Annotated in this window: 22 protein-coding genes; 2 read left to right on the top strand and 20 right to left on the bottom strand. The window is 37.2% G+C overall.

What is annotated here, in order from left to right:
• Positions 1-10: 10 nt before the first annotated feature.
• The 10 genes from BAU17_RS05945 to BAU17_RS05900 form a co-directional block, all read right to left on the bottom strand.
• The gene (locus BAU17_RS05945) at positions 11-658 is read right to left on the bottom strand and encodes a VTT domain-containing protein (RefSeq protein ID WP_161901911.1); all 648 of its coding nucleotides are present in this window, start codon (positions 656-658) and stop codon (positions 11-13) included.
• A gap of 122 nt (positions 659-780) precedes the next feature.
• Positions 781-1647 carry a DegV family protein gene (locus BAU17_RS05940; protein WP_161901910.1) on the bottom strand — a complete coding sequence of 289 codons (867 nt, stop codon included), beginning with the start codon at positions 1645-1647 and terminating at the stop codon, positions 781-783.
• A 121-nt stretch (positions 1648-1768) separates the two neighbouring features.
• On the bottom strand, positions 1769-2485 hold the full coding sequence (locus tag BAU17_RS05935; protein ID WP_161901909.1) for an MIP/aquaporin family protein: 717 nt from the start codon (positions 2483-2485) through the stop codon (positions 1769-1771).
• Complete coding sequence (gene glpO, locus BAU17_RS05930; RefSeq protein WP_161901908.1) at positions 2482-4305, bottom strand: type 1 glycerol-3-phosphate oxidase; 1824 nt, start codon at positions 4303-4305, stop codon at positions 2482-2484. Before glpO ends, BAU17_RS05935 begins: the two co-directional genes overlap by 4 nt.
• An 18-nt stretch (positions 4306-4323) precedes the next feature.
• The gene (glpK, locus tag BAU17_RS05925) at positions 4324-5832 is read right to left on the bottom strand and encodes a glycerol kinase GlpK (RefSeq protein ID WP_161901907.1); all 1509 of its coding nucleotides are present in this window, start codon (positions 5830-5832) and stop codon (positions 4324-4326) included.
• Between the two features lie 133 nt (positions 5833-5965).
• Positions 5966-7396, bottom strand: coding sequence for an AcpB/EbpR/MafR family transcriptional regulator (locus BAU17_RS05920; protein WP_161901906.1), 1431 nt, complete (start codon positions 7394-7396; stop codon positions 5966-5968).
• Entirely contained in the window at positions 7393-8688 is a 1296-nt protein-coding gene (locus BAU17_RS05915; RefSeq protein ID WP_161901905.1) for an NAD(P)/FAD-dependent oxidoreductase, read from the bottom strand. Before BAU17_RS05915 ends, BAU17_RS05920 begins: the two co-directional genes overlap by 4 nt.
• Positions 8689-8802: 114 nt before the next feature.
• Positions 8803-9471, bottom strand: a complete 669-nt coding sequence (locus BAU17_RS05910) for an amino acid ABC transporter permease (RefSeq protein WP_161901904.1) — start codon at positions 9469-9471, stop codon at positions 8803-8805.
• Positions 9471-10310: a transporter substrate-binding domain-containing protein gene (locus BAU17_RS05905; RefSeq protein WP_161901903.1), complete on the bottom strand. Its 840-nt coding sequence runs from the start codon at positions 10308-10310 to the stop codon at positions 9471-9473. The genes BAU17_RS05910 and BAU17_RS05905 overlap by 1 nt, the downstream gene beginning before the upstream one ends.
• Before the next feature lie 153 nt (positions 10311-10463).
• A complete protein-coding gene (locus BAU17_RS05900) occupies positions 10464-11756 on the bottom strand; it encodes an adenylosuccinate synthase (RefSeq protein WP_161901902.1) in 1293 nt (430 codons plus the stop codon).
• Positions 11757-12023: 267 nt separating this feature from the next.
• Here BAU17_RS05900 and BAU17_RS05895 point away from each other — a divergent pair, with 267 nt between their 5' ends.
• Positions 12024-12476, top strand: coding sequence for a DUF2798 domain-containing protein (locus BAU17_RS05895; protein ID WP_161901901.1), 453 nt, complete (start codon positions 12024-12026; stop codon positions 12474-12476).
• Positions 12477-12517: 41 nt separating this feature from the next.
• Here the strand turns inward: BAU17_RS05895 and BAU17_RS05890 are convergent, their stop codons facing one another.
• The 9 genes from BAU17_RS05890 to BAU17_RS05850 all read right to left on the bottom strand — a co-directional run bounded on the left by BAU17_RS05890 (position 12518) and on the right by BAU17_RS05850 (position 19991).
• Complete coding sequence (locus tag BAU17_RS05890) at positions 12518-13120, bottom strand: TetR/AcrR family transcriptional regulator (RefSeq protein WP_161901900.1); 603 nt, start codon at positions 13118-13120, stop codon at positions 12518-12520.
• Positions 13121-13193: 73 nt separating this feature from the next.
• Positions 13194-13868, bottom strand: a complete 675-nt coding sequence (locus tag BAU17_RS05885) for an ABC transporter ATP-binding protein (RefSeq protein WP_161901899.1) — start codon at positions 13866-13868, stop codon at positions 13194-13196.
• A 4-nt stretch (positions 13869-13872) separates the two neighbouring features.
• Positions 13873-14928, bottom strand: coding sequence for an ABC transporter permease (locus BAU17_RS05880; RefSeq protein ID WP_161901898.1), 1056 nt, complete (start codon positions 14926-14928; stop codon positions 13873-13875).
• Positions 14929-15061: 133 nt separating this feature from the next.
• Positions 15062-16054, bottom strand: coding sequence for a tagatose-bisphosphate aldolase (gene lacD / locus BAU17_RS05875; RefSeq protein ID WP_161901897.1), 993 nt, complete (start codon positions 16052-16054; stop codon positions 15062-15064).
• Positions 16051-17094: a galactitol-1-phosphate 5-dehydrogenase gene (locus BAU17_RS05870; protein WP_161901896.1), complete on the bottom strand. Its 1044-nt coding sequence runs from the start codon at positions 17092-17094 to the stop codon at positions 16051-16053. Before BAU17_RS05870 ends, lacD begins: the two co-directional genes overlap by 4 nt.
• Positions 17095-17109: 15 nt before the next feature.
• Complete coding sequence (locus tag BAU17_RS05865) at positions 17110-18456, bottom strand: PTS galactitol transporter subunit IIC (RefSeq protein ID WP_161901895.1); 1347 nt, start codon at positions 18454-18456, stop codon at positions 17110-17112.
• A gap of 15 nt (positions 18457-18471) precedes the next feature.
• On the bottom strand, positions 18472-18750 hold the full coding sequence (gene gatB / locus BAU17_RS05860) for a PTS galactitol transporter subunit IIB (RefSeq protein ID WP_161901894.1): 279 nt from the start codon (positions 18748-18750) through the stop codon (positions 18472-18474).
• Positions 18751-18778: 28 nt separating this feature from the next.
• Positions 18779-19222 (bottom strand): PTS sugar transporter subunit IIA, encoded by a 444-nt coding sequence (locus BAU17_RS05855; RefSeq protein WP_161901893.1) that lies wholly within the window; start codon positions 19220-19222, stop codon positions 18779-18781.
• Complete coding sequence (locus BAU17_RS05850; protein ID WP_161901892.1) at positions 19215-19991, bottom strand: DeoR/GlpR family DNA-binding transcription regulator; 777 nt, start codon at positions 19989-19991, stop codon at positions 19215-19217. Before BAU17_RS05850 ends, BAU17_RS05855 begins: the two co-directional genes overlap by 8 nt.
• A gap of 167 nt (positions 19992-20158) precedes the next feature.
• Here BAU17_RS05850 and BAU17_RS05845 point away from each other — a divergent pair, with 167 nt between their 5' ends.
• Complete coding sequence (locus BAU17_RS05845; RefSeq protein ID WP_161901891.1) at positions 20159-21100, top strand: 1-phosphofructokinase family hexose kinase; 942 nt, start codon at positions 20159-20161, stop codon at positions 21098-21100.
• Between the two features lie 46 nt (positions 21101-21146).
• On the opposite strand, the gene BAU17_RS05840 is transcribed toward BAU17_RS05845, so the two are convergent.
• Positions 21147-23069: a fructose-1,6-bisphosphatase gene (locus BAU17_RS05840; protein WP_161901890.1), complete on the bottom strand. Its 1923-nt coding sequence runs from the start codon at positions 23067-23069 to the stop codon at positions 21147-21149.
• Positions 23070-23186 lie beyond the last annotated feature (117 nt).

The raw sequence follows: 23186 nt of genomic DNA, 5'->3' as shown, positions 1-23186 counted from the left end.
AATATACACATCATTCAGAAACTTTTTTCGATTGTTGCCAACCTTTAACCACAGAAAGTAACATCGGCAACAAGGACACCATAATAATTGCCAGCATAATCATTGAGAAATGCGCATTGATAAAAGGAATGTTTCCTAAGAAATAACCTGCCAATGTCGCTACTAACACCCAACTAATCCCACTGATCACATTTAGAAACATAAACGTTTTACGATGCATCTTGGTAGAACCCGCAATAAATGGGACAAACGTCCGAATAAACGGTAAGAAACGCCCGATAAAAATCGTATACTTCCCTTTCTCATTAAAGAAATTTTCGGCCTTCTGTACTTCTTCCGCTTTAATCCACTTCGATAACGGACCATCATACAAGGCATGCGTCCCAATTTTACGTCCTAAGAAATAATTCACCGTATTTCCTAGAATCGAAGCAACCATACATGTCAATAGAATCAATGGCAGACTCAAACTACTACTAATCGCTGACAATGCCCCGCCAGCAAATAATAATGAATCTCCCGGTAAAAATGGAAAAATAACTAATCCCGTTTCAATGAACAAAATCAAAAAAAGCAACGGATAAATTCCCGCCCCATACTGCTCAACAAAAAAGAGCAAGTGTTCATCTACGTGAAGAATAAAATCGACAATAAACATTTTGACATCTCCAATATATTTTGTTTTTTTCCAGTGTAGCAAGGTTCGTGTCTTCTGTCTATCTTCTCTGGATTTATTAACAAATATTAAAAAAGAAGCTTTGCTTGAATGCAAAGCTTCTTCTATCTTTCTTTCGTCCCCATCGAAAACAACGCGATACAACCATAACCTGTATGACTTGCAATGGTTGGTCCTAAAGGAAATTGTGTGATTGGTGTGTCAGGATACAACTCTTGTAATTGTGTCGCAACTTTAGCAACCGTCGCATCATCACCTGTATGTGCGATATATAAATGATTCAAAATAGATAGGTCGATATCATTTTGTGTTTCTTGAATAATTTTTTGAATGGCTTTGTTACGGCCACGGACTTTATCGACATTTTGCAAGCGTCCTTCTGCATCGACATGAATAATCGGTTTCACGTTTAACAAGCCACCCATCACAGCCGCCGCTTTTGAAATCCGTCCACCCCGTTCTAAATGCTTCAAGTCATCTACTGTTACCCATGAGCGTAAATGGCTTTGATACGTTTCTAACCAAGCGACAATTTCGTCCAACGATTTGCCCGCTTGTTGCATTGCTGCAGCGTGCATCACGAGCATACCAACACCTAAACTTGCCGCTTTTGTATCAACACAATGAATCATTGCTTCTGGATATTCTTCTTTTAATAAATCAACTGCTTGCAAGGAACTATTGTAAGAACCACTTAACCCTGAAGAGAAACCAATATATAATAAAGGAATGCCTTTTTCCGCATATGGACGAAAATGTTCCATAAAACGTCCCACGTTAATTTGTGAGGTTGTTGGTTGTTTGTTTTGCTTCAGTTGTTCTAAAAACCAAGAATAATCAAACGTTTGACCAAGATCATCTACATACTCTTTGCCATCTAAATCCAACATCATTGGAATATACGCAACTTTTTCTTGATCTAAGACAGTTGCTGGTAAATCACAACAAGCATCTGTAATTAGTTGAAACATTTTTTTGCCCCCTACTACTTTTTTATCATTATAGCAAATAACAGATAGAAACGTTGACTCAACCACTTACTCAACAGAAACAAAAAAAGATTGACCATCTAATAGTCAATCTTTTAGGAATTTAAATTGGTAATACATTGAATAATAACGCCGCTAACACACCACCAACGATCGGTCCAACAATCGGTACCCAACTGTATGCCCAATCAGATGTCCCTTTGTTTTTGATTGGTAATAATTGGTGTGCAATACGAGGCCCTAAATCACGAGCTGGATTAATCGCATAGCCTGTTGGTCCACCTAATGACAAACCAATTGCTAGAATCAAAATACCTACGACCATTGGATTCGTGCCGTCAGCAAAAGTTGTTTGACCAAAAGCTAATAGTGCAAAAACTAATACAAATGTCCCAATAATTTCAGTAATTGCGTTGACTGCTGGCTTGCGAATTGCTGGCCCGGTCGCAAATGTTCCTAAAATTGCACCTTGGTCTTTGGTTTCTTCCCAATGTGGTAAATATGCTAACCAGACAAGTGTTGCACCGACGATTGCCCCTAATACTTGTGCAAGAATAAACGGCGCTACTAGGTTCCAGCTAAACGAACCTGCAATTGCCATTCCGATAGTCACTGCTGGGTTTAAGTGGGCTGGTCCCATAAAACTTGAAGCATAGACAGCAATTGTTACCGCTGTTGCCCATCCCATGGCAATCACAATCCAACCAGATGCTTGGGCTTTACTTTTCTCTAAATTAACTGCTGCACAAACGCCACTACCTAACAAAATCAACATTGCGGTTCCTAAAAATTCACTAAAAATCTGCGTCATATCACTCATTGTCCTAGCTCCTTTAATTTTTTCAAGTCAGATTCAGCAACGACTGCTTCTAAATCAGCTGTATGCTTCGCTGTTTCTTCTTCTGTCCAGTTAAAAAAGGCTTTCATTTTATTGATAACTGGCATTTTTATCGCGTCTAATTCATCACGAATAAACAAAATGAAATTCGTTCGGCGCATGAAATAATCAGTTGGTGTTAAAACAGATTCTTCATGAAGCGCGTAATTTAATGAATAGCTGTCTCGTGCAGATAACCCTTCGATTGGCTCTTCGTACGTTAAAACAGTTGGTAAATTTGATCCATACAAATGCGCAAGATACAACGCATCTTTTTCATTCAAACCTTTTGCTTCCGCTAATTTTGCTAACTCGGCTAATTCTTCATCCACGCGTTGCGGATTGATTTTTCCACCTGAAACAGGATATACTGTTGAATCGATTAAAACATACGTTTTTTGAAAATCTTTTGCCAGAATTTCTTGAATTTTAGCCAATGCTCCCTCAGCCATTAAACGATAATCGGTAATTTTTCCACCTGCTAGCGTTAACAACCCATCTTGTGAAACTTCCAGACTACTCCCTCTGGAAACTTGTGAAGGATTTATACTATTATCAATGGACGATTCCACTTCTTGAATAGCTTGTTCGACTTTATCGCGTGTACTTGGATTATCCAAATAATGTTCAACTGCATGAACGACTCTTTGGAAACTTTCTTCGGTCATGGTACCATTGTTGCCACCATTATAGTCCGAGCCGCCATTTCCTGAAATCAACGGACGTAACCCTGCCCAACTTGATTCAATATCTTCTAACTTAATGTGAGCTTCTGGGAAACGATGATTGACAATGTCTAATAAATAATCAACGTCGCTTTGCTCGACTTGCGGATGATTCAAATCTCCATGATAATCAGTATCTGTTGTACCAAAATAAGTCTTCTCTTCACGAGGAACAACGAAGACCATCCGTCCATCATTTTTACCCGTATCAAAATACGTTGGTTGTGGGACACTCAACTTGCTACGATTAACGACTAAATGCACACCTTTTGTCGGACGCATCTGTTCAGGTAAGTCATTTTTACTATCAAGATTACGTACTTTATCTGACCAAGGACCTGTTGTATTAATAATGACATGTGCATGAATGGTAAATGTTTCACCAGTTACCAAGTCTTCAACAGTGGCACCAATTGCACGACCAGTTTCATCATGTAAAATGTCGGTCACTTTTGCACGTGAAATCATCATCCCACCGTCAGCTTGTGCTTGTTTGATATTTTCAATCACTAAGCGGGCATCGTTATTCCGAAAATCTAAGTACACGCCACCTCCTTGTAAGTTATCAGCACTCAATTGTGGTTCTCTTGCTAGGACTTCTTCTTTGGTCAACAAGTAATTAGCATAACGTGTGCCTGTGACACCTGCTAATTGATCGTACAAGTCCATCGCTACTTTTACAGAGAAAAGGTTAAAGGTTGCACCTGGTTCATCGTAAATCGGCATTAACATAGGGTCGGGTTTGGGAATATGTGGCGCAATTTTTTGCACATTGGCTCGTTCCTTCACGGTATCTGCGACAACTTCCACATCAAAAGTTTTTAGATAACGAATACCGCCATGAACAAGCTTGGTTGAACGTGAAGACGTTCCTTCCGCAAAATCCTGCATTTCGACTAATGCTATTTTCATACCGGCAGCAGCGGCTTGAACAGCCACTCCTGCACCAGTAATCCCTCCACCTATCACAAGAAGATCTAACGTTTGGTCTTTTGCTTGTTGAATATTTGTTTGTCTTGTTTTAAATGAAAAGGTCATATTCTTTCCTACTTTCTTTTATATACGTGGTTTGAATGCTTGAGTTGCTTTCACCGCCGCTTGCCAGTTTTCATAAAGTTTTTCACGTTCATCTTCCGACATTTGCGGTGTCAATGTTTCGCCTTCTTCTAACATTGCTTTCAATTCATCCAAGTCTTTCCAGAAACCAACAGCTAAACCTGCTAGATAAGCTGCTCCTAGTGCCGTTGTTTCTAAATTAGCTGCAATTTGAACGGGTGTATTTAAAATATCTGCTTGGAATTGCATTAACAAACGATTTTTCGCTGCTCCACCATCAACTTTTAGTAGTGGAATATCAATTCCTGAATCTTTTTTCATAGTATCTAGAACATCACGAGATTGGTAAGCAATTGATTGTAAGGTTGCTTTGACGAAATCTTCTCTAGTTGTGCCACGTGTGAGACCGAAGACCGCCCCACGTGCATTTGAATCCCAATGAGGAGCGCCTAAGCCGGTAAATGCCGGTACAACATAAACTTCATTGTCGCCACTTGCACGACCTGCAATTTCCTCTGATTCTGGCGATGTTTCAATCATACGTAAGCCATCACGTAACCATTGAATGGCTGACCCTGCAACGAAAATACTTCCTTCCAATGCATAATAAATTTTGCCATTAATCCCATAACCAATGGTGGTTAATAAATTATTTTTAGACAATTGTGGTTTTTCGCCTGTGTTCATGACAATAAACGAACCTGTTCCGTAGGTATTTTTAACCATCCCTGGTTCAAACGCCATTTGACCAAATAAAGCCGCTTGTTGGTCGCCTGCCATTCCGGAAATAGGTACTTCGCTACCATAGAAATGATAAGGTTTGGTATAACCATAAATTTCTGAATTACTTTTCACTTCTGGCAACATTGCTTCAGGAATATTTAACAAGGCTAAAATATCTTTGTCCCAAGCTAAATCATGGATGTTATACAACATTGTTCGACTGGCATTTGAATAATCAGTTACGTGGGTCGCACCGTCTGTCAATTTCCAAACTAACCAAGAATCAATCGTTCCAAAGACCAATTCGCCTTTTTCTGCACGTTCTTGGGCACCTTCCACATGGTCTAAAATCCAACGCACTTTCGTAGCAGAGAAATAGGCATCGACTACTAATCCGGTTTTCGAATGGATCATTTCTTTATGACCATCTGTCACTAATTGATCCGCAATTTCAGCTGATTGACGAGATTGCCAAACAATTGCATTATAGATTGGACGTCCTGTTTCTCGTTCCCAAACAACTGTTGTTTCACGTTGGTTAGTAATCCCAATACCTGCGACTGTTTCTGGATGAATGCCCGATTCAATGAAAGCACCTGCAATCACTGACTGAACAGAATTCCAAATTTCATTGGCATTATGTTCTACCCAACCTGAATGTGGAAAATATTGCGTAAATTCTTTTTGAGAAGAACCAACATTGTTGCCTTTTTTATCAAATAAAATCGCTCTTGAACTCGTGGTCCCTTGATCAATCGCCATGATGTATTTTTTTTCTTTTGTCATATTTATTGTCTCTCCTTTTTGTTAGCGTTTTCTTTACATTCATATCTTACAATTTTTCGGCGTATTTATTTTGTCAGCTTTTTTTCGTTTTTTGGAATTTTTGACAAAACTCAATAAATAAAGCCTTTTCACCTTATAATTGGCGAATAATTTTTTTAATTTCTTGTATGTCATAGCTCGCACCTAATTCAGACAAACGATAATAATTCCCTGTAGCATGGGGTTTGTTCGTGATGATTAAATCATACGTTTGGTGAGCATGATAGGCTTCAACGACCACACCATTTAAGTTTTTCAAATGCAAAATATACATAATTGTTGCAGCTTCCTTAAAGAGTGGATCCATCTCTAAGTCAATTCCTACGCGAATTTCACGATTCATCTCAACATCCAAAATAGCCAGCAAACTTAAATATTTCACTTCAGTCATCGCCAGTAGACTATTTTCTTGCTGAGGAGTCATTGCTAATGTATCTAATGCCAATGTCATTAATTTATTTGTAAATGCTCGAATGTCGCGACTCGATAAGGTTTGTTCTAAACGCCAAATATTCTTACGGTCGTACACTTCCACATCGCCTTGGAAAAAGTACAAGCGCAAATGGACTTGCGAAAGATGATAATAGCAATTTATCTCACGGTCAGGACGAATTTTAGCACGTGGATACAAGCGTAAAATATTTTCCAAAATCACCGTATCTGCCCGACTAGCAGGTGTAAATTGCGAACGCTGTAACCAATACTGATAAAAATCAGCTTCCGTCAAAATCGACATACTAATCAGAAAAATAAAATGCAGCATTACTTCTTCTTCCTTCAATTCAATCGCATTATAGCTAAAAAGACGATGGAAAATCGGTTTGATTTGCAAATAAAAACGGTCACGAGTGTACGGTTCAAAACGCTGACGGAATTGAGTAAATTCAGGATTGATTGTTATGCGATATTTGGTCAAACGTAACCATAAAACCGTTCGGTAGCGTGCTTCCTTAGTGAACGTAATGCCGAAACCGCGTGCAAATTGCTCCAATAATTCTGTTTCTTTTTGGGTAATTTTCTTGTCATACTGTTCTAAATACCATAAAAGTTGAAAGTAGAAATAACGAATTTGACTCTCTTCACCTGTTAATTTTCCTTGCCAAATCATCAAATGAAATTCTTTCAGCAACTGATTCAATTCTTTAATCTTTCGAGATAACGAGGATTCACTAATGGCGAGTTCTTGTGTTAAACGGATGACCGCCAACTCCTTGTTCTTCAATAGATGGATTAAAATTTGAAATTTAGGGGCTTGTTTGTACCACTTCACTTCTAATTCCCACATAGAAAATTCCGATGTTTTGGCATAATAAACGGTTGTTTTATCATATGTTAGCTGACATTTGCCTTGGTATTCCTGTAAGTCATAGATTAATTCCTCTAAATAATTTTCAACTGATTTTTTAGATATCGCTAAATTTTCAGCTAACTCTTGAATGGTTGCCGTCCCACCAGAAAGCAACAATTGCTTTAACAAGCGGATTTTTTTCATTTCTTTTTTCTCTAATAAATCTTCAAACTTCATTGGTCGTCACTTCCTAAAAGCTCGGTAATCGAAGCTAAATGATTGCTAAATTGGGCATGAAAAAAGAAATCACGCATCATCACTTCCTCTAGTGTTAACCCTTCTTCAATTGCCCAGCCACAACGATTAATCAAGTCTAGGCAGTTTTCTTTTGCTAATAGCTGGACACCTAGCAAACGATGGCTTTGTTCTTCAAAGATAAGTTTGCATTGAATACTCTGTTTGGAGACAAAAGAGACCGGAATATTGACAGTTTTCGTCGCAATATTGTGCGGATAAATAAAAGCTTCGGCTTCTAACAAACCGACACTTGCTAGATACCACCCAAAAAGCTTCGTACCAATCATGCGCAACCCACCTTCAAACGGCGTCGTTGGCTCTACTAAATTCGAGGCCGCTACAATTCCAGTCCGTACGGCATTGCTAATTTGTGGGAGATACATTTTTTCATTCGTTATTTTGAGTGGAACTTTGATTAAATCACCAATCGCAAAAATACCTTTTTGAGATGTTTCTAAATATGCATCCGTATGAATCGTTTGATCCTTGTGAACCTGGACTTCCTCAATAGCGACGTTCGTTGGATGAACATTGACTGTGGTCAAAATCAAATCGCTTTTCCACTCTGTTTGCTGCGCATTGACTTCAAACTGTTCATTTTTAACAATTTTGGAGATTTGCTGGTTAAAATGCATCGTTAAATTCGGAATTTGTTCAATAGCAGAAATAAAGGGAGCTAAAAATGCTTGGTCAAAATATTTAAATAGTGGATAATCTAATGTTTCAAAGACATGCACCTGTTTTCCTAATTCGACAAAGACACTTGCCGCTTCCAATCCTGCTTGACCTGCACCAATGATAGTAATATCTTGTGCCTGTTCAATTTTAGGGAGTAAAAACTTGGCTGCTTGATAGGTTTTATAATGGAAAATTTCTTCTTCCACTAATTCAATACGCGTGGAATGCTGCGTGGAACCGGTCGCTAAGACTAATTTATCGTAAATATACGTCGCTTTATCGGTAATCAGTTGTTTGTTTTGTGCATTGACGGTCTGAAAGGTCTCATTCAAGTGTAATTGAATGTTATTTTCTTGTAATTGTTTGCTTGAGATAAATGTTGCGTCTTCTAATCGTTCATAATTTCCTTGTAAATATAACAATAAACCATTCGGTAAAAAACCAGCTAATTCATTCTTTTCAATAATTGTAATCTCGGCTTCTGGATATAATTTCCGTGCTTGCAAGCTACAATACACCCCTGCAAAAGAAGCACCAATAATTAAAATTTTCATAGGACCCTCCCTTTCCTCATCTGTCTAAATCATAGGCGAGATGGTAAAATAACGCAAGCGCTCTCTTTTTTCACAAAGAAACCCCTCCTTGGTCATTATCCAAGGAGGGGGCGTCTAATTTAGTTTTCCATAGCGTTTGAGATAATGTTGTTCTAAATATTTTTGCAAGTATTCAATCACTAGACAAATACACCAATAAATTAACGCAACTAAAACATACATCGACATATAATCAAAAGTTCGACCACCGACAATTTTGGCCTTCTGAAAAATATCAGGAATGGTAATCATTGCCGCAAGCGATGTCCCTTTGACTAAATCCATTGCCACATTGCTTAATGCTGGAATTGAAATTCGAAAAGCTTGCGGTAAAATAATCGAACGCATGACTTTGGGAAAAGACAGACCTAATGCATAAGCAGCGTCCCATTGTCCACGGTCAACCCCAGCAATTGACCCGCGATAAATTTCTCCAATAAATGCACTACTCGTCAAACTAAAACAGATAATCGTTGCCGTCAATGCAGGCAATTGATACGGAAAACCAAAATACAATAAAAATAAAATCACTAGCGCAGGTACGCCACGTAGAAAAGAGATAATCGTCCGTACCACGCGATTGACTAAGCGATTTGGGATAAAACTTAGTGTCGTCAACAAAATGCCTAATATATTTCCGAAGAAAAATGATGCCACTGCTATTCCAATCGTATAGGACAGTCCTCCTAAAATAAACGGAAGTGACTCCCACATCAAACGAAAATCAAATGTCGGAATATACATTACTCTGCCTTTTTACTTTCAAAAACATCTTCTTTTGGCTTTTCAGAAACATCTGTTTGGAAGTAACCTTCTGAAATTTCCGCAAGTGTGCCGTCATCTTTCATTTCTTTCAATGTTGCATCAACTTTTTCACGCAAAGCATTATTTTCTTCAGCAAACAAGAAACCCGTTTGAGCTAAATCAAAATACACATCTTCTAAAATTTTAACAGGAATATCTGGCAAGGCACCGACAGACATTTTTTGTAAATAATAATCATTGATAATCACATCTGTACGCCCATTAGCTACGTCAGTCAAATACTGATCATTCGTTGCATTGTCGTATACGACAGGTTGCGCACCATAGCTCTCTGCTAATTTCATGTAACTTGTATTTGGTTCACCAGCTGCTTTTTTGCCATCTAAATCTTCTAATGAATGGATGCCCGAATCATCACTTTCACGCACAATCATACTCGTAAATGAATACTTAATTGGTGTACTCAAACTAAATTTATCTTTTCGATCACCTGACAAACCAAAATCATTGGCTGCAAAATCGGCTTCACCACGTTGCAACGCTGCAATTTGTCCATCGACATTGTACTCTTTGAATTCAATATCCACGTCTAAACGTTTGGCAACTTCTTTGGCAACGTCTACGTCGTAACCGACTAATTCGTTGTTATCGTTGTAGTAAGAAGATGGAAATAATGTCCCTGAAGTTGATACAGTTAATTTACCTGATTCTTCAACCTTTTTCCAACTTTCATCTGTATTATCTTTTTTCTCTGTTCCGCATGAAGATAGTAATAAACCTGTTGCTAATAGTGTTGTTGCAATGACAAATTTTTTCATAGTCCCCTCCACTATTATAACAGTTTAAATATCTGTTATATTATTTAACGGTTTGATTATAACGAATATATTCAGAAAAGGCAATGTGGAACTCTAAGCGTGTCAAAAAACAAAAAGACACTAGAGCAACATGCTCTAGTGTCTCACATTTATTTAAATTTGTGACCAAACACTTTCTAAAATGTTTGTTTGGTTACGGTCTGGTCCAACTGAGAAAGTAGAGATACGAACTCCGACTAATTCAGAGATACGACGTACATAGTTACGAGCATTTTCTGGTAAATCAGCTAATGATTTACAACCAGTAATATCTTCTGACCAACCTGGTAATTCTTCATAAACAGGTTTGCAACGATTTAATTCTTTTAAGCTTGCTGGGTAATGGTAAATCAATTCGCCATCTAATTCGTAAGCTGTACAGATTTTCACGGTTTCTAATCCACTCAATACATCAATTGAATTAAGCGATAAGTTAGTGATTCCTGAAACACGACGAGAATGACGCATCACGACTGAGTCAAACCAACCAACACGACGTGGACGACCAGTTGTTGTGCCGTATTCACGACCAACTTTACGAATTGTATCGCCGACTTCATCAAACAATTCTGTTGGGAATGGACCGTCACCTACACGAGACGTATAAGCTTTACATACACCCACAACTTTATCAATTTTAGAAGGACCCACACCACTACCGATTGTCACACCACCGGCAACTGGATTTGAAGAAGTAACAAATGGATAGGTTCCTTGATCAATATCCAGCATCACACCTTGTGCGCCTTCAAATAATACACGTTTACCTTCGTCTAAAGCATCATTTAAAATAACAGAAGTGTCTGTTACATATTGTTTAATTTGTTGTCCGTATTCATAGTATTCTTCAAAAATATCATCAAAGTTCATCGCTTCTGAATCAAACATTTTTACAAATTGACGGTTTTTATCTTCTAAGTTACTACGTAGACGTTCTTCAAAAATCTCTTTGTCTAATAAGTCTGCCACACGGATACCCACACGAGCGGCTTTATCCATATATGCAGGACCAATTCCTTTAATTGTTGTACCAATTTTGTTGTCACCTTTTGCATCTTCTTGCAATTGATCCAATTTGATATGGTACGGTAAAATAACATGTGCACGATCTGAAATTCGTAAGTTGTCAGTACCGACGCCTTTTTCTTTCAAATAAGCCAGTTCTTTTACAAGTGATTTCGGGTTAACAACTACACCGTTTCCGATGACACTAATTTTTTCTTTGTAAAAAATCCCAGATGGAATTAAGTGCAATTTGTAAGTGACACCATCAAATTTAATGGTATGTCCGGCATTGTCCCCACCTTGATAACGAGCAATAACTTCGGCGTTTTCACTTAGAAAATCGGTAATTTTTCCTTTACCTTCATCGCCCCACTGCGTTCCTACAACTACTACTGATGACATATGAATACCTCTTTCTTTTAATTAATGTATTCCTAAACGATTGTACCAATTTTTAACGAAAATTTCAATTAATATCGAATGTTTACATTATAAAAAGAGTCATTTCAAACAAAAGACGAACAATATTCTTTTATTTTTGTTTATACATAGAAAAAAGCGAATATTTTCATAAAAAGAAAAAAGCGGGAATTATTTTTCTTAGTAAATTCTAACTTATGAAAAATAATTATTTGTGCTATGGTTTTGATTATCAAAGGAGGAAATAAAATGCCTAATAATAAAAAAGAAGAGATGTTTTTTACAACTATCATGTGTATGTTGATGGTCTTCGGTATGTCTGCCTATAATCTTGTGTTACACCAACAATTCAGTTTTGGAGCGTTAATAAAAGGATTCCTGCCAGGGTTTATCGTGGCTTTCATGTTAGATGTTTTTTTAGTGGGAGCAGTCGCTAAAAAAATTGTCCATCACTTACCTATCAATAAATCGAGTAAATTGCAAGTAATCCTCACTATCACAGGATGTATGGTGATTGGTATGGTTCTTTGTATGTCACTATTTGGTGTGTTAATGTCAAATGGATTCGACGTCAATTTCTGGTCTAACTATTTCCGTGCGATTCAATTGAACATCATCGTTGCCTTCCCATTACAGCTTTTAGTTGTTGGTCCTATCGCTCGTCTAATATTAAATAAATTGCAACAAGCAACCACAAATTAAAAAAACGTGCGTTCGTAGCAAAATGCTCGAAACGCACGCTTTTATTTTCCAACGATTCCATGTGTTAACCAACGTTGCCGAAAGCGAAAATCAGTGACTAATTCTTCTGTTGTCCATTGATTAACGATAAAATCCGTTAACGTAGACATTACCAATGACATAATAAAATAAAGAAAACTCACAGCTTCCTCTGTTGTATCAATTTCAAAATGATTCAGTCGCAATAACTCTAACCATTGCACAATCATTGGTGAATCTGGCGAAATAGGCACTCTTTTAGATGCTTGCAGTACGTTGTTACGCGTTAGTAATTGCAAAATTTGCCAATATTCACTCGTCGGTTGGGCTTGGCTACAAGTAATTAAGAATTGTTCGATTCCTAGAAAAAAGTCATTCTTGTGTTCATTAATTGACGTTAAAATATTCCCATGAACAACCGTTGAATATTTTCCAACTAAATACGTGTACGCATCCTCTAAATCTTGAAAATATTTATAAAAAGCACCTCGTGACATTTGCATGGCTTCTACGATTTCTGAAACTTTCACTTGACTAATATGTCGATTGTAAAATTTTTCCAGTAAGATATGATCAATATGAACTTTTTTTTCTTCCGGCAAATTAAGGAAGGTTTCTTTAGGCATCTGCATTCGTCCCTTCAACAAGTTCTTCCTTTATTATACTCTGAACCATTTTCTTTGTCACTGCTTCAAAAAATCATGATTGTTCAATCAATAAGCCATCAGCCATTCGATAAATGCGATCACTGTTTTGAATCATTCGTTCATCATGTGTGACCATCACCGTCGCTTTTTGCTTTTCATGGGCTTCTTGAATGAGTAAGTTCACCACATCATATGCATGTTCTGTATCTAAACTTGCGGTGGGCTCATCTGCTAAAATCAAGCTCGGCTCATTATACAACGCCCGTGCGATTGCCACACGTTGGCGTTCACCACCCGATAGATCACGTGGGTAACTCTCTTTCAAATCGTAAATATCCAGTGATTGTAACAATTCATTCAAACGAACGTCATCTGCTTTATGTTTGGCTACTTTATTAACAAGTGTAAATTGTTCTTTGACCTTTAAAAATGGTACGAGGTTTGAACTCTGCAAAATAAAACCAATTTCTTTAAAACGTAAATCTGCCCGCTTTTTTTCTCCTACTGTCGAAAAAGACGTTTCATTGATAACGATGTCTCCGGAAGTAGGGGTCTGTAAACCGCCACAAATTGTCAGAAATGTACTTTTCCCAGAACCAGAAGGACCAATAATACTGACAAATTCACCTTGCTTCACCGTAAAATTGATTCCTTTTAACGCAGTCACTTCCGTATGACCAGTCCCGAATTTTTTTACAATATTATTCATTACTAAGATATCTTTCATTTTACTAACCTCCAATGGCTGTAATTGGATCGACTTTGGCAACTGTTTGAATAGAAAATAGGCCTCCAATGATTGCGACGAAAATTAAAATAACACTGTACATTCCCCATTGTGACCAAGCAATCGCAAATGGCATTGCTTCTGGCAAAACGAAACTAGTCAACATCGCTAAGCAGATGGCTAAGCCAACACCAACTACACCAACGATAAATGCCTGGGCAATTAAGGATTTTGCGATAAAACTATTACGAATTCCCTGTGCTTTCATCACACCAAAAATCGCAGTTTTTTGCAATGTCATCACGTACATAAAAATTCCGACAACCGCTGCGGCTACGACAAACAAGAAATAGATCATCGCATTTAGTGTCAAATTTTGAGCAGAATAGCCGGGAATAGCTTCAATAAAGGTATCTATTGTTAGTATCGACATGGTATTGTCTGCTTTTTCAAGCTGTGCTTCTTCTTTGGTTACAATTGCATTGATTGGTTGTGAAGCGAAATTTTGCTCGCCAAATTTTATTTTGGTCCATGTAGCTAAATCTGTATAGATAACCGGTGTGACAGTGTAATAGGTTTCAGGAAAAATCCCAACAACTGTTAGCTCTTCTGGATAGTTTCCAATCGTTAATTTATCACCAATCTTATACGTATCTTTTGCTAAGTTCTCAGAAATAATGATTTCATTTGTTTTTTGGAAAAGCTTGCCTTCAGTTAGTTTAGGTAATAGAAAAGCGTCTGAATTGGTACCAAAAACAGTAATATTTTGTTGTAACTCTTTGATTGCACCACTATAAAGTCCAATCGGAGCTTTTTCTTTACTGATGACTTGATTCATTTCATCTATAGTCAATTGTGATGCCGCTAATGTATCATTAGCCTCTGCTGACAACACAATATTTTGTGCTTGCCAATCGTCAATCCCTTTTTTGAATTCTTCTGCTAAACCCGTTGCCAAACCAGATAGCATAAAAACTACATACGCTATCAACAACATCATACCGATAATCAGTCCATAACGCAGCTTAGCATAACGCATTTCTTTCAGTGCTAAAAACATGACAAATATCCTCCTTTAATCTACAGTGACATTTTGTCACTTAGATAGGAGTATAATACAAAAGTGACAAAATGTCACTAAAGAAGTTTAAAAAAACCAATCTCAAAAGTTCTCTTGAGATTGGTTTTTTAGATTAAGAAAAGTGATATCCTTGTTCCTCATTCAAATTAACAGGTGTTGCTGTCTCTTTTAACACCGCATTTAGTTCATCGACATTTTGTTTTCCTTGTGTACGTAACCATTCAATAGCAGCTTCTTTGCCGTCTTGGATAAAGACAGCGACACCATTTGCCCATGTAGCACGACCACATAATACACCATTAAAGGTTGAACCTGCGTCTTTTGCAAAACGCAAAGTATCTCTGAATAAGGCAGCTGACACACCCGCACTTAAGAAAATAAATGGTAATTGGGTCGCTGCAGCTTGTTCTGCATAATACTTCGCTGCTTCTTCTTTTGAATAAACAACTTCCCCTTCAGCGTATCCTTCGACATAATTCATATTGACAGGAACTTCTACTTTTAAGACATCCACATGGTATTTTTCATCCGAAAATTCTTTCATCATATCATTCACTTTATGGGGTTTTACTTTTGCATATTCAGGACTGTTTGCATCTAATCCTGTAGCATCATAAGAAACTAATTCTAAAAAGAAAGGCATGTCTTCTGCTACACACTCTGAACCTAAACGTTCAATAAAAGCATGTTTCTGATTATTAATCTCGGCATCTTCATCAATATCATAGTAAAGCAAGAATTTGCAGGCATCTGCGCCTGCTTCTTTTAAGCGTCGCACAGACCAATCGGATAAAATATCTGGTAATCTGCCCGGAATTGTTGCATCATAGCCTGTTTTCTCGTATGCTAACAATAAGCCACTTGCTGGATCGTTCTGTTTGGTCGCAGGTAATCCGTATTCGGGGTCTAGTAAAATGGAAGATGTATAGGGTGTTAACTCTTTTGAGACAAGCGTTTTAAATTCTATAATATCTTCCGAAGTGGCTTCTTCTTTATATTTCGTAATCATTTTCTTCATCGCACCGCGTTGGTCAATCGCTAATGCTGCAATCACGCCATCATTATTCAGCGTTCGTTTTAATCGTTCATTTTTTTGTTTACTCACGCAATTTCGCCTCCAATTTCATATAATACTTTTACTTCTTTTGAGTCTTTCTCACGCATTTTTTCAAAAGGTAATGCTTGATCTTCTAATGAATAAATACCTGTAATTAACGGAGTTGTGTCAATTTCGCCTGTTGCCAGATAGCGTAAGGCTGCATGCCATTCAAAACCTGGAAATGGTGCCGAATAAGACATCCATGAACCTGTTAATTCTAATTCCCGTCGTAAAATTAATTCAAATTCTTCTGCTTCAAAGTTTACTGGGCGAGTACATGTCCCCACAAAGACGACTTTCGCCTGACGATCAGCATATTTAATCGCTTGGACTTGCGTCAGATGGTTCCCAGCTGTTTCAAAAACAATCGATGCAAAACCATTTTCTTTAAAATGTGTGTCTAAGTCCGTGGTCAATGGATTGACAACAACATCTGCACCTATCTGTTTCGCTAAAGCTAATTTTTGCTCATTCAAATCAACCACTGTGATTTCACCCACACCTCTAGCACGTAAGGCTAGCACAGTCATTAAGCCAATTGTTCCAGCACCTAACACGAGTGTTTTATCACCTGATTGCGTACGAATACGCTCAATGCCATGTATCGCAACGGTCAATGGTTCAATTGTTGCAGCCATTTTTAAAGATAATGTTTCCGGAACTAGTAAACAATTTTCTACAGGTGCAATTACATATTCTGCCATCGCACCTTGCTGTCTTGAACCAATAAAGCTATAGTTCGGACATAATTGCGGACGCCCACTACGGCACTGCTCGCATTCATTACATGGAACCAATGGTGCCACTGCTACCCGTGTACCTTTTTGTAATTCTACATCTTCGCCTACTTCAACAATGCTTCCTGAAAATTCATGTCCCAATACTTGTGGAAATTGGTGCACACCACCATCAAAATAACGGGGCAAATCTGATCCACAAACACCCACATAGGCAACTTTTATCAATACTTCCCCTTTTTTAGGAGTTGGAACAGCTAGTTCTTGTAATTCAAATGTTTCAACACCTGTTACGGCTAATGCTTTCACTTCGAATTCACCTTCCTAAACTTCTTCTGTTTCTACATATAATTTGCCTTGTTTATATTTTGTATACGTGTAAGCAACACAGAAGCCATAAAGGACTACGATAACAAAGAAACCTACACCTATCTCTAACGTGATACCTTTCGTTAACAAATACGTAATTGGTGAACCAGCTTGGTCCATTGAAGAAATTTGCTCACCCGCTTTTGTTAAACCTACTTGTTGTCCCAATGCTTGCTGTACAGAAGCCATTTGATTGGCAATCCACAACGTCATGGTCATAATAGCTGTTCCAGAGAACAATGTACGGAAAATATTTCCTTTATGAACCCCAACTGCAATTGCGACAAAGAAACCAATTGTTGCTAAATCTCCAAACGGTAAAATGTTGTTTCCTGGAAGTAAAACAGCAATTAAAATAGTCAATGGAACGAATAACATAGAAGATGCTACAACGGCTGGATCTCCCAACATCAATGCACAATCCAAACCAATTCGGAAATCACTTCCTGAAAAACGTTTATCCAACATGGCGCGCGCAGCTTCTGAAATAGGAATTAACCCTTCCATAATTAGTTTTACTACCATTGGCATTAGAACCATTACCCCAGCCATTTGAACAGCGAGTGTTGCTGCTTGTCCAATTGGATATTTAGCTAATAATCCAATCGCAAATCCTAAAATAGCACCGACGATGGTTGGTTGGCCAAACACACCCAAACGTTCTTCAATTTTATCTGGTGTTAAGGTAATCTTGTTTAAGCCCGGAATACGTTCAATTAAATCATCTACTGGTTTTGCAATAACTCCCATATATGCAGAGGTTCCATGAGGCATAGCAATTCCTTCTAAACCAAAGTATTCATCCGTAACTGGTGTAAAAATATCTCCCAATTTATAGATGATTGCAGCATGGACTACTACGCCAACAATTGCCCACACATAACTTCCTGTAGCAACTTGAACCATTGCTCCAGTAAAAGCAATATGCCAAATATTCCAAATATCAACGTTTACAACTTTTGTCATTTTTGTTACTAACATCAAAATATTTACCCCGATAGCAATTGGAATTGCAATCAATCCCATACTTGATGCCCATGCCATCGGTGCAGTTCCCGGCCAACCAAGGTCAATCACATTCAACCCTAAGTTGTAATTGTCTGCCATTGATTTCGCTGCATCTCCTAAGTTTTCGGTCATTAAACTGATGACTAAGTTAATCCCCACAAAACCAATACCGACAGTCAAACCTGAACGAAGTGATTTTCCTACGCCTTGTTTTAATAAAAGTCCGATAATGAAAATGATTAAAGGCAACATTACTGTTGGTCCTAAATCAACGATATATTGTATGACTCCCACAAAAATACCTCCTTCTTATTTCAATGCATCTAAAATTTGTTGCTCTAGTTTATCAATCCCAATACCTGAAATAAATGCTACTCCATGAATGGTTGGTACACCAAAATCTTTTTTTACTTTTGCTGTGGTCACAATCAAATCTGCGCCATCTTTTTCTGAATCTAATTCTGTAATACGTGTTTGTTTAACCTCTCCATCAATGCCATTAGCTTGTAATAACTCACGAATGCGGTTTGCTGCAACAGTTGATGTGGCAATCGCTCCACCACACGCTACGATAATTCTTTTTTTCATCTCTATTTCCTCCTAAAAAATAATTTTGTTATAAATGCGTATTGACAACGTTCTCAAATTCTTCCAAACTTTTTGCTGCTAATGATTTTTCGACTAATTCGCCTGCTTGAATTTTTTCAATCAAGTTTTGTAATTGAGCCAAATGTGTGGCACCTTCCCCAAGCACTAACATAAAGAATACTTTAGGTAAGACAATATCTTCTTCATCCCCTCCCATTTCATTAAAAGCCACTTCATTTTTATTTACGATACATAAAATCGTATCGTTTTTTACAAAGGTTCCATCTGTATGCGGAATCGCTACAGGTGGAACAGTTGGTAAACCAGTTGGAAATTCATTCTCGCGTGTATTTAACGCTTCTTCAAATTCGTTTGTTACATAGCCTTTTTGAACTAAAAATTCAGTTGCCGCTTTAAATAATTCTTCTTTAGTTGTAAAAGATGTTTCAAATAAAAATTCCTTTTTAACCATTCAACTCTTTCCCTTCCGTTTTAATAATTTCGATATTATATTTTAGAAATTCCTCTTCAACTTCTAAATCCTTCACATCTGTTGTAATGACAATATCTAATTCATCTAGATTTGAAGTTTTGTAAAGAGCTGACTTACCAAATTTTGTTTCATCTGCCAATAAAATAACTGTTTTACTGTGATGAAGCATCACTTTGGATATTTCAATCTCTCCCATATGATAGTTTGTTACGCCAGATTTAATATCAATCCCTGCACAACCAAAGAATCCTAAATCTACAAAAATTTCCTTCGCATTGTTTAAGCCAAATGTACCGAATAATGAGTCTTCATTTTTTCGAACATTCCCACCTAGAATAATTAATTGGATACCTGGAGAGTGGATTAATAGATTAACAATTGGAATACTGTTTGTCACAACTGTTAAATCTTCGAAATCAATTAATTTTTTGGCTAATGCATAGGAGCTTGTCCCATAATCCAGATAAATCGTATCTCCTGGTTCAATAAAGTGGTACGCTCTATCCGCAATTAAGCTTTTTTGTTCTTCATTTTCTACTCGTCGACGTTCATAATCTGTCTCTGTATTGGCTTCATCTAAAACTGCTCCACCATATGTTTTCTTTAAAAGGCCTTCTTCTTCCATTTCCGTAATGTCCTTACGCACTGTTTCTCTGGAAACACGTAACTTTTTACTTAAATCCAGAATACGAACCGATTTTTTTTCTTTTAAAATAGTTAATATTTGTTCTTTTCTATTTTCAGCCATTTTTGCACCACCTTTGTAATCGTTACCATCATATTATCATATTTTTTGCAACTTGCAACCTTTTTATTTGGCATTTTGCAAAATTATTGCATTTTATGCAAAATAAATGCCAAATAAGTGCCTTTTTATTGTATAATAAGTCCATCAAACTGAAGGAGTGTTTATTTATGATTCATTTAATTTGCCCCAATCCTGCGATTGATCGCACGATATTATTAGAGAAGATTGAAACCGCTACCCCAAATCGTCCAATTGAAGTCAAAGAATTTCCAGGTGGAAAAAGCTTTAATGTTGCTTATGCACTCTCCTATGAAGAAACTCCTAAACTAATGATTCATACGATGGTTGGGGGTATTTATGGTGAGCATTTAATTCAATTAGCAAATGAGCAGGGATATCAAGTTCAAGCGACAACGGTTCGTAAAAACACTCGTTTATGCAATATTTTAGTCGATACAACGAAGAAAGAAATTATTCCGGTCTATGAGGGAGGTTTTGATTTAGACACAGACACACTTGAACTGTTCACCAACAATTTACTTGCTACAGTCAAAGAAAATGATTTACTTGTTTTCTCCGGTTCCTTAATGAAAGGTATGCCTACCAACTATATTTCACAAATTGAACAAGCACTAAAACAGCGGCACATTGAAATTAAATTATGTGTTGATACTAGTGGTGAAGCACTTGTATCAACCTATAACACAACCTCACCTTACTTAATTAAAATCAACGACGAAGAGATTCAAGACTTGTTTCCGGAAAAAAATCTACAAACAATCGATGATTATCTTTCATTATTAACCAATGACATTAAATCTGAAATTCCAAATTTTATTATTACACTTGGAAAAAAAGGGATTGTCGGTCGTATCGATGGCACTTTGTATACAGGCGCTGCACAACCTGTTGAAGCCAAGAATCCCATTGCTTGTGGTGATTTTTTTCTGGGACGTTTAGTCAAAGGAATAGCACAACAACAAGCACCTGAAGATACCCTAAAAAGTGCCTTACTCTTTTCTACCTGCAATGCCATGAATTGGTTCCCTGCAGTTACGAAAGAACAAATGGAGCAATTACGCCCAACGATTACTGTAAATAAAAAATAAAAAAAGTCGTAAGCGAGAATTTCCTCACTTACGACTTTTTCTATCATCAACACTTCTCATAATTTTTATACAAAACTTCTAACGCCTGCATTTCTTCCAATAATTCTCGACCGATATTAGTACTTTCAACTGTTGTCCGATTTTCAACACGTTCAATTAAACGTTTCTTAGAAAGGATATCTGTCCCCGTCATCACTGCTTCTTCTACTGAGGCAAAGGGTTGATGTGCCACAAGTTGTAGTCCGTAACTATTAGACAACAACGTATAACCTGCTAAACCGGTTTGCTTTTGATAACTCTTCGCAAAACCACCATCAATTACTAACAAACGTCCATTAGCTTTAATTGGACTTTCACCTTTTTTGGCTTTGACAGGCGTGTGTCCGTTAATGATATGTCCAGTAATTGGCAAATCAAAGGTTTGTAAAATTTCTTGACAAATCGCTTCTTCATTTCGCAAATGATAGTAGGCGTTTTTTTCTTCTTTATGCGTGGCCTTATCATCAATATAATAACGTTCAAAGGTTGTCATCGCATTTTTTCCAAATAATGATGAACATTCGCCTGTCCACAAATACCATAATAGATCAGTCGCTAAATCATCTGAAATTTCAGGTGAACGATAACTTTTTCGTACTTGTTCTTCAAAAAAATCAAGTAATTCTTTGCCTGAATATTGTTGGTTCTCAATACGCAGCGATTTAAAATCACCATTTTCATGAAGCGGTATACAGCCATGTAACAATAAATTACCGTTATAACATAAATACATGCTGCCTTTTTCTAATAAAAAGTCGGTGTGACGACGTAGTTTTTCAGACGACTGAAAGGATGCCATCAAACGCTCCAATAACCGGCTTTCTTCTGATGTTAATTGGCTAGGATTGGTTGTTGAAACTGTAGGTGCTTGAAAATTCGTCAGCGAATAGACTTGTTGGTTCAATTGAATTTTATTGGTTTGATAATTTATTTTAGTTAACATATCCCGATGTTGCATCCGAAATTCTGGTCGTCGCTGAATCAATTGACTCTCTAATTTAAACTGCAAAATGGTAGTAGCTTGCTGCACAACATTTAGATAGATTTTTTCTTTTTCTGAAATAGTGTCATTGTCTTCGTCTAATTTTGGAGTAAATTTATCATTTGGTTGATAATGTTCTTGACTATATTCAACTAGTGGGCGCAAGTTAATTCCATAACGATCTTCGATAATATCTAAATTGCCATAACGCGCACAAATACGTAACAAATTCATCATCGCAATCGGTGAACCTGCCATCGCAGCCATCCAAACAATGTCATGATTTCCCCACTGAATATCCACCGAATGATGCTGAATCAATCGTTCCATAATATAATCTGGCGCAGGTCCTCGATCATAAATATCGCCAACAATGTGCAAATGGTCCACAACGAAACGCTGAATTAAATAGCATAAATCCGTAATCAGTGCAGTTGCTTGATTCAATTGGATAATCTTATCAATAATGGCATGAAAATAAGCGGCTTTCCCCGGTTCTTGTTGGGATTCTGTTAGTAATTCTTCAATAATATAGCTAAAACGTTTGGGCAAAGCTTTGCGAACTTTCGAGCGAGTATACTTGCGGCTGGAAAATTGAATGGCTTGAATTAACAACTGAATTTTTTCTGCATACCATTGCTCTTTGACATGCTTTTCTTGATTTGCTAGATCCAATTGCATCTTTTCTTCTGGATAGTAAATTAACGTTGCTAATTCATCAATATTAATGTCACTTTCAGCAAAACATTCAACTAACTTTTCTTTGACACTTCCTGAACCATTCCGTAACACATGGTCAAACGCTTCAAATTCCCCATGAACATCACTTAAAAAATGCTCTGTCCCCTTTGGTAAATGTACAATTGCTTCTAAGTTAATAATTTCTGTTACTACATTTTCTTTATTTTGAAATTTTTCTTTTAGTAACCCATAATATTTTTTATCCATCTTCTTCACCCCGTTTGATTTGTACTATATCAAAATCGGTCCACTTGTACAATATATAAGTACAAGTTTATTTATCAACCGGTATGAAAAAAAAGAATAAATTAGTCTATGTAGCAC

It is taken from the genome of Candidatus Enterococcus willemsii (genome assembly GCF_009933335.1).
GTDB classification, from domain to species: domain Bacteria; phylum Bacillota; class Bacilli; order Lactobacillales; family Enterococcaceae; genus Enterococcus_F; species Enterococcus_F willemsii.
The sequence above is the reverse complement of the archived record's forward strand: the minus strand, read 5'-3'. Positions and strand labels throughout refer to the sequence as shown.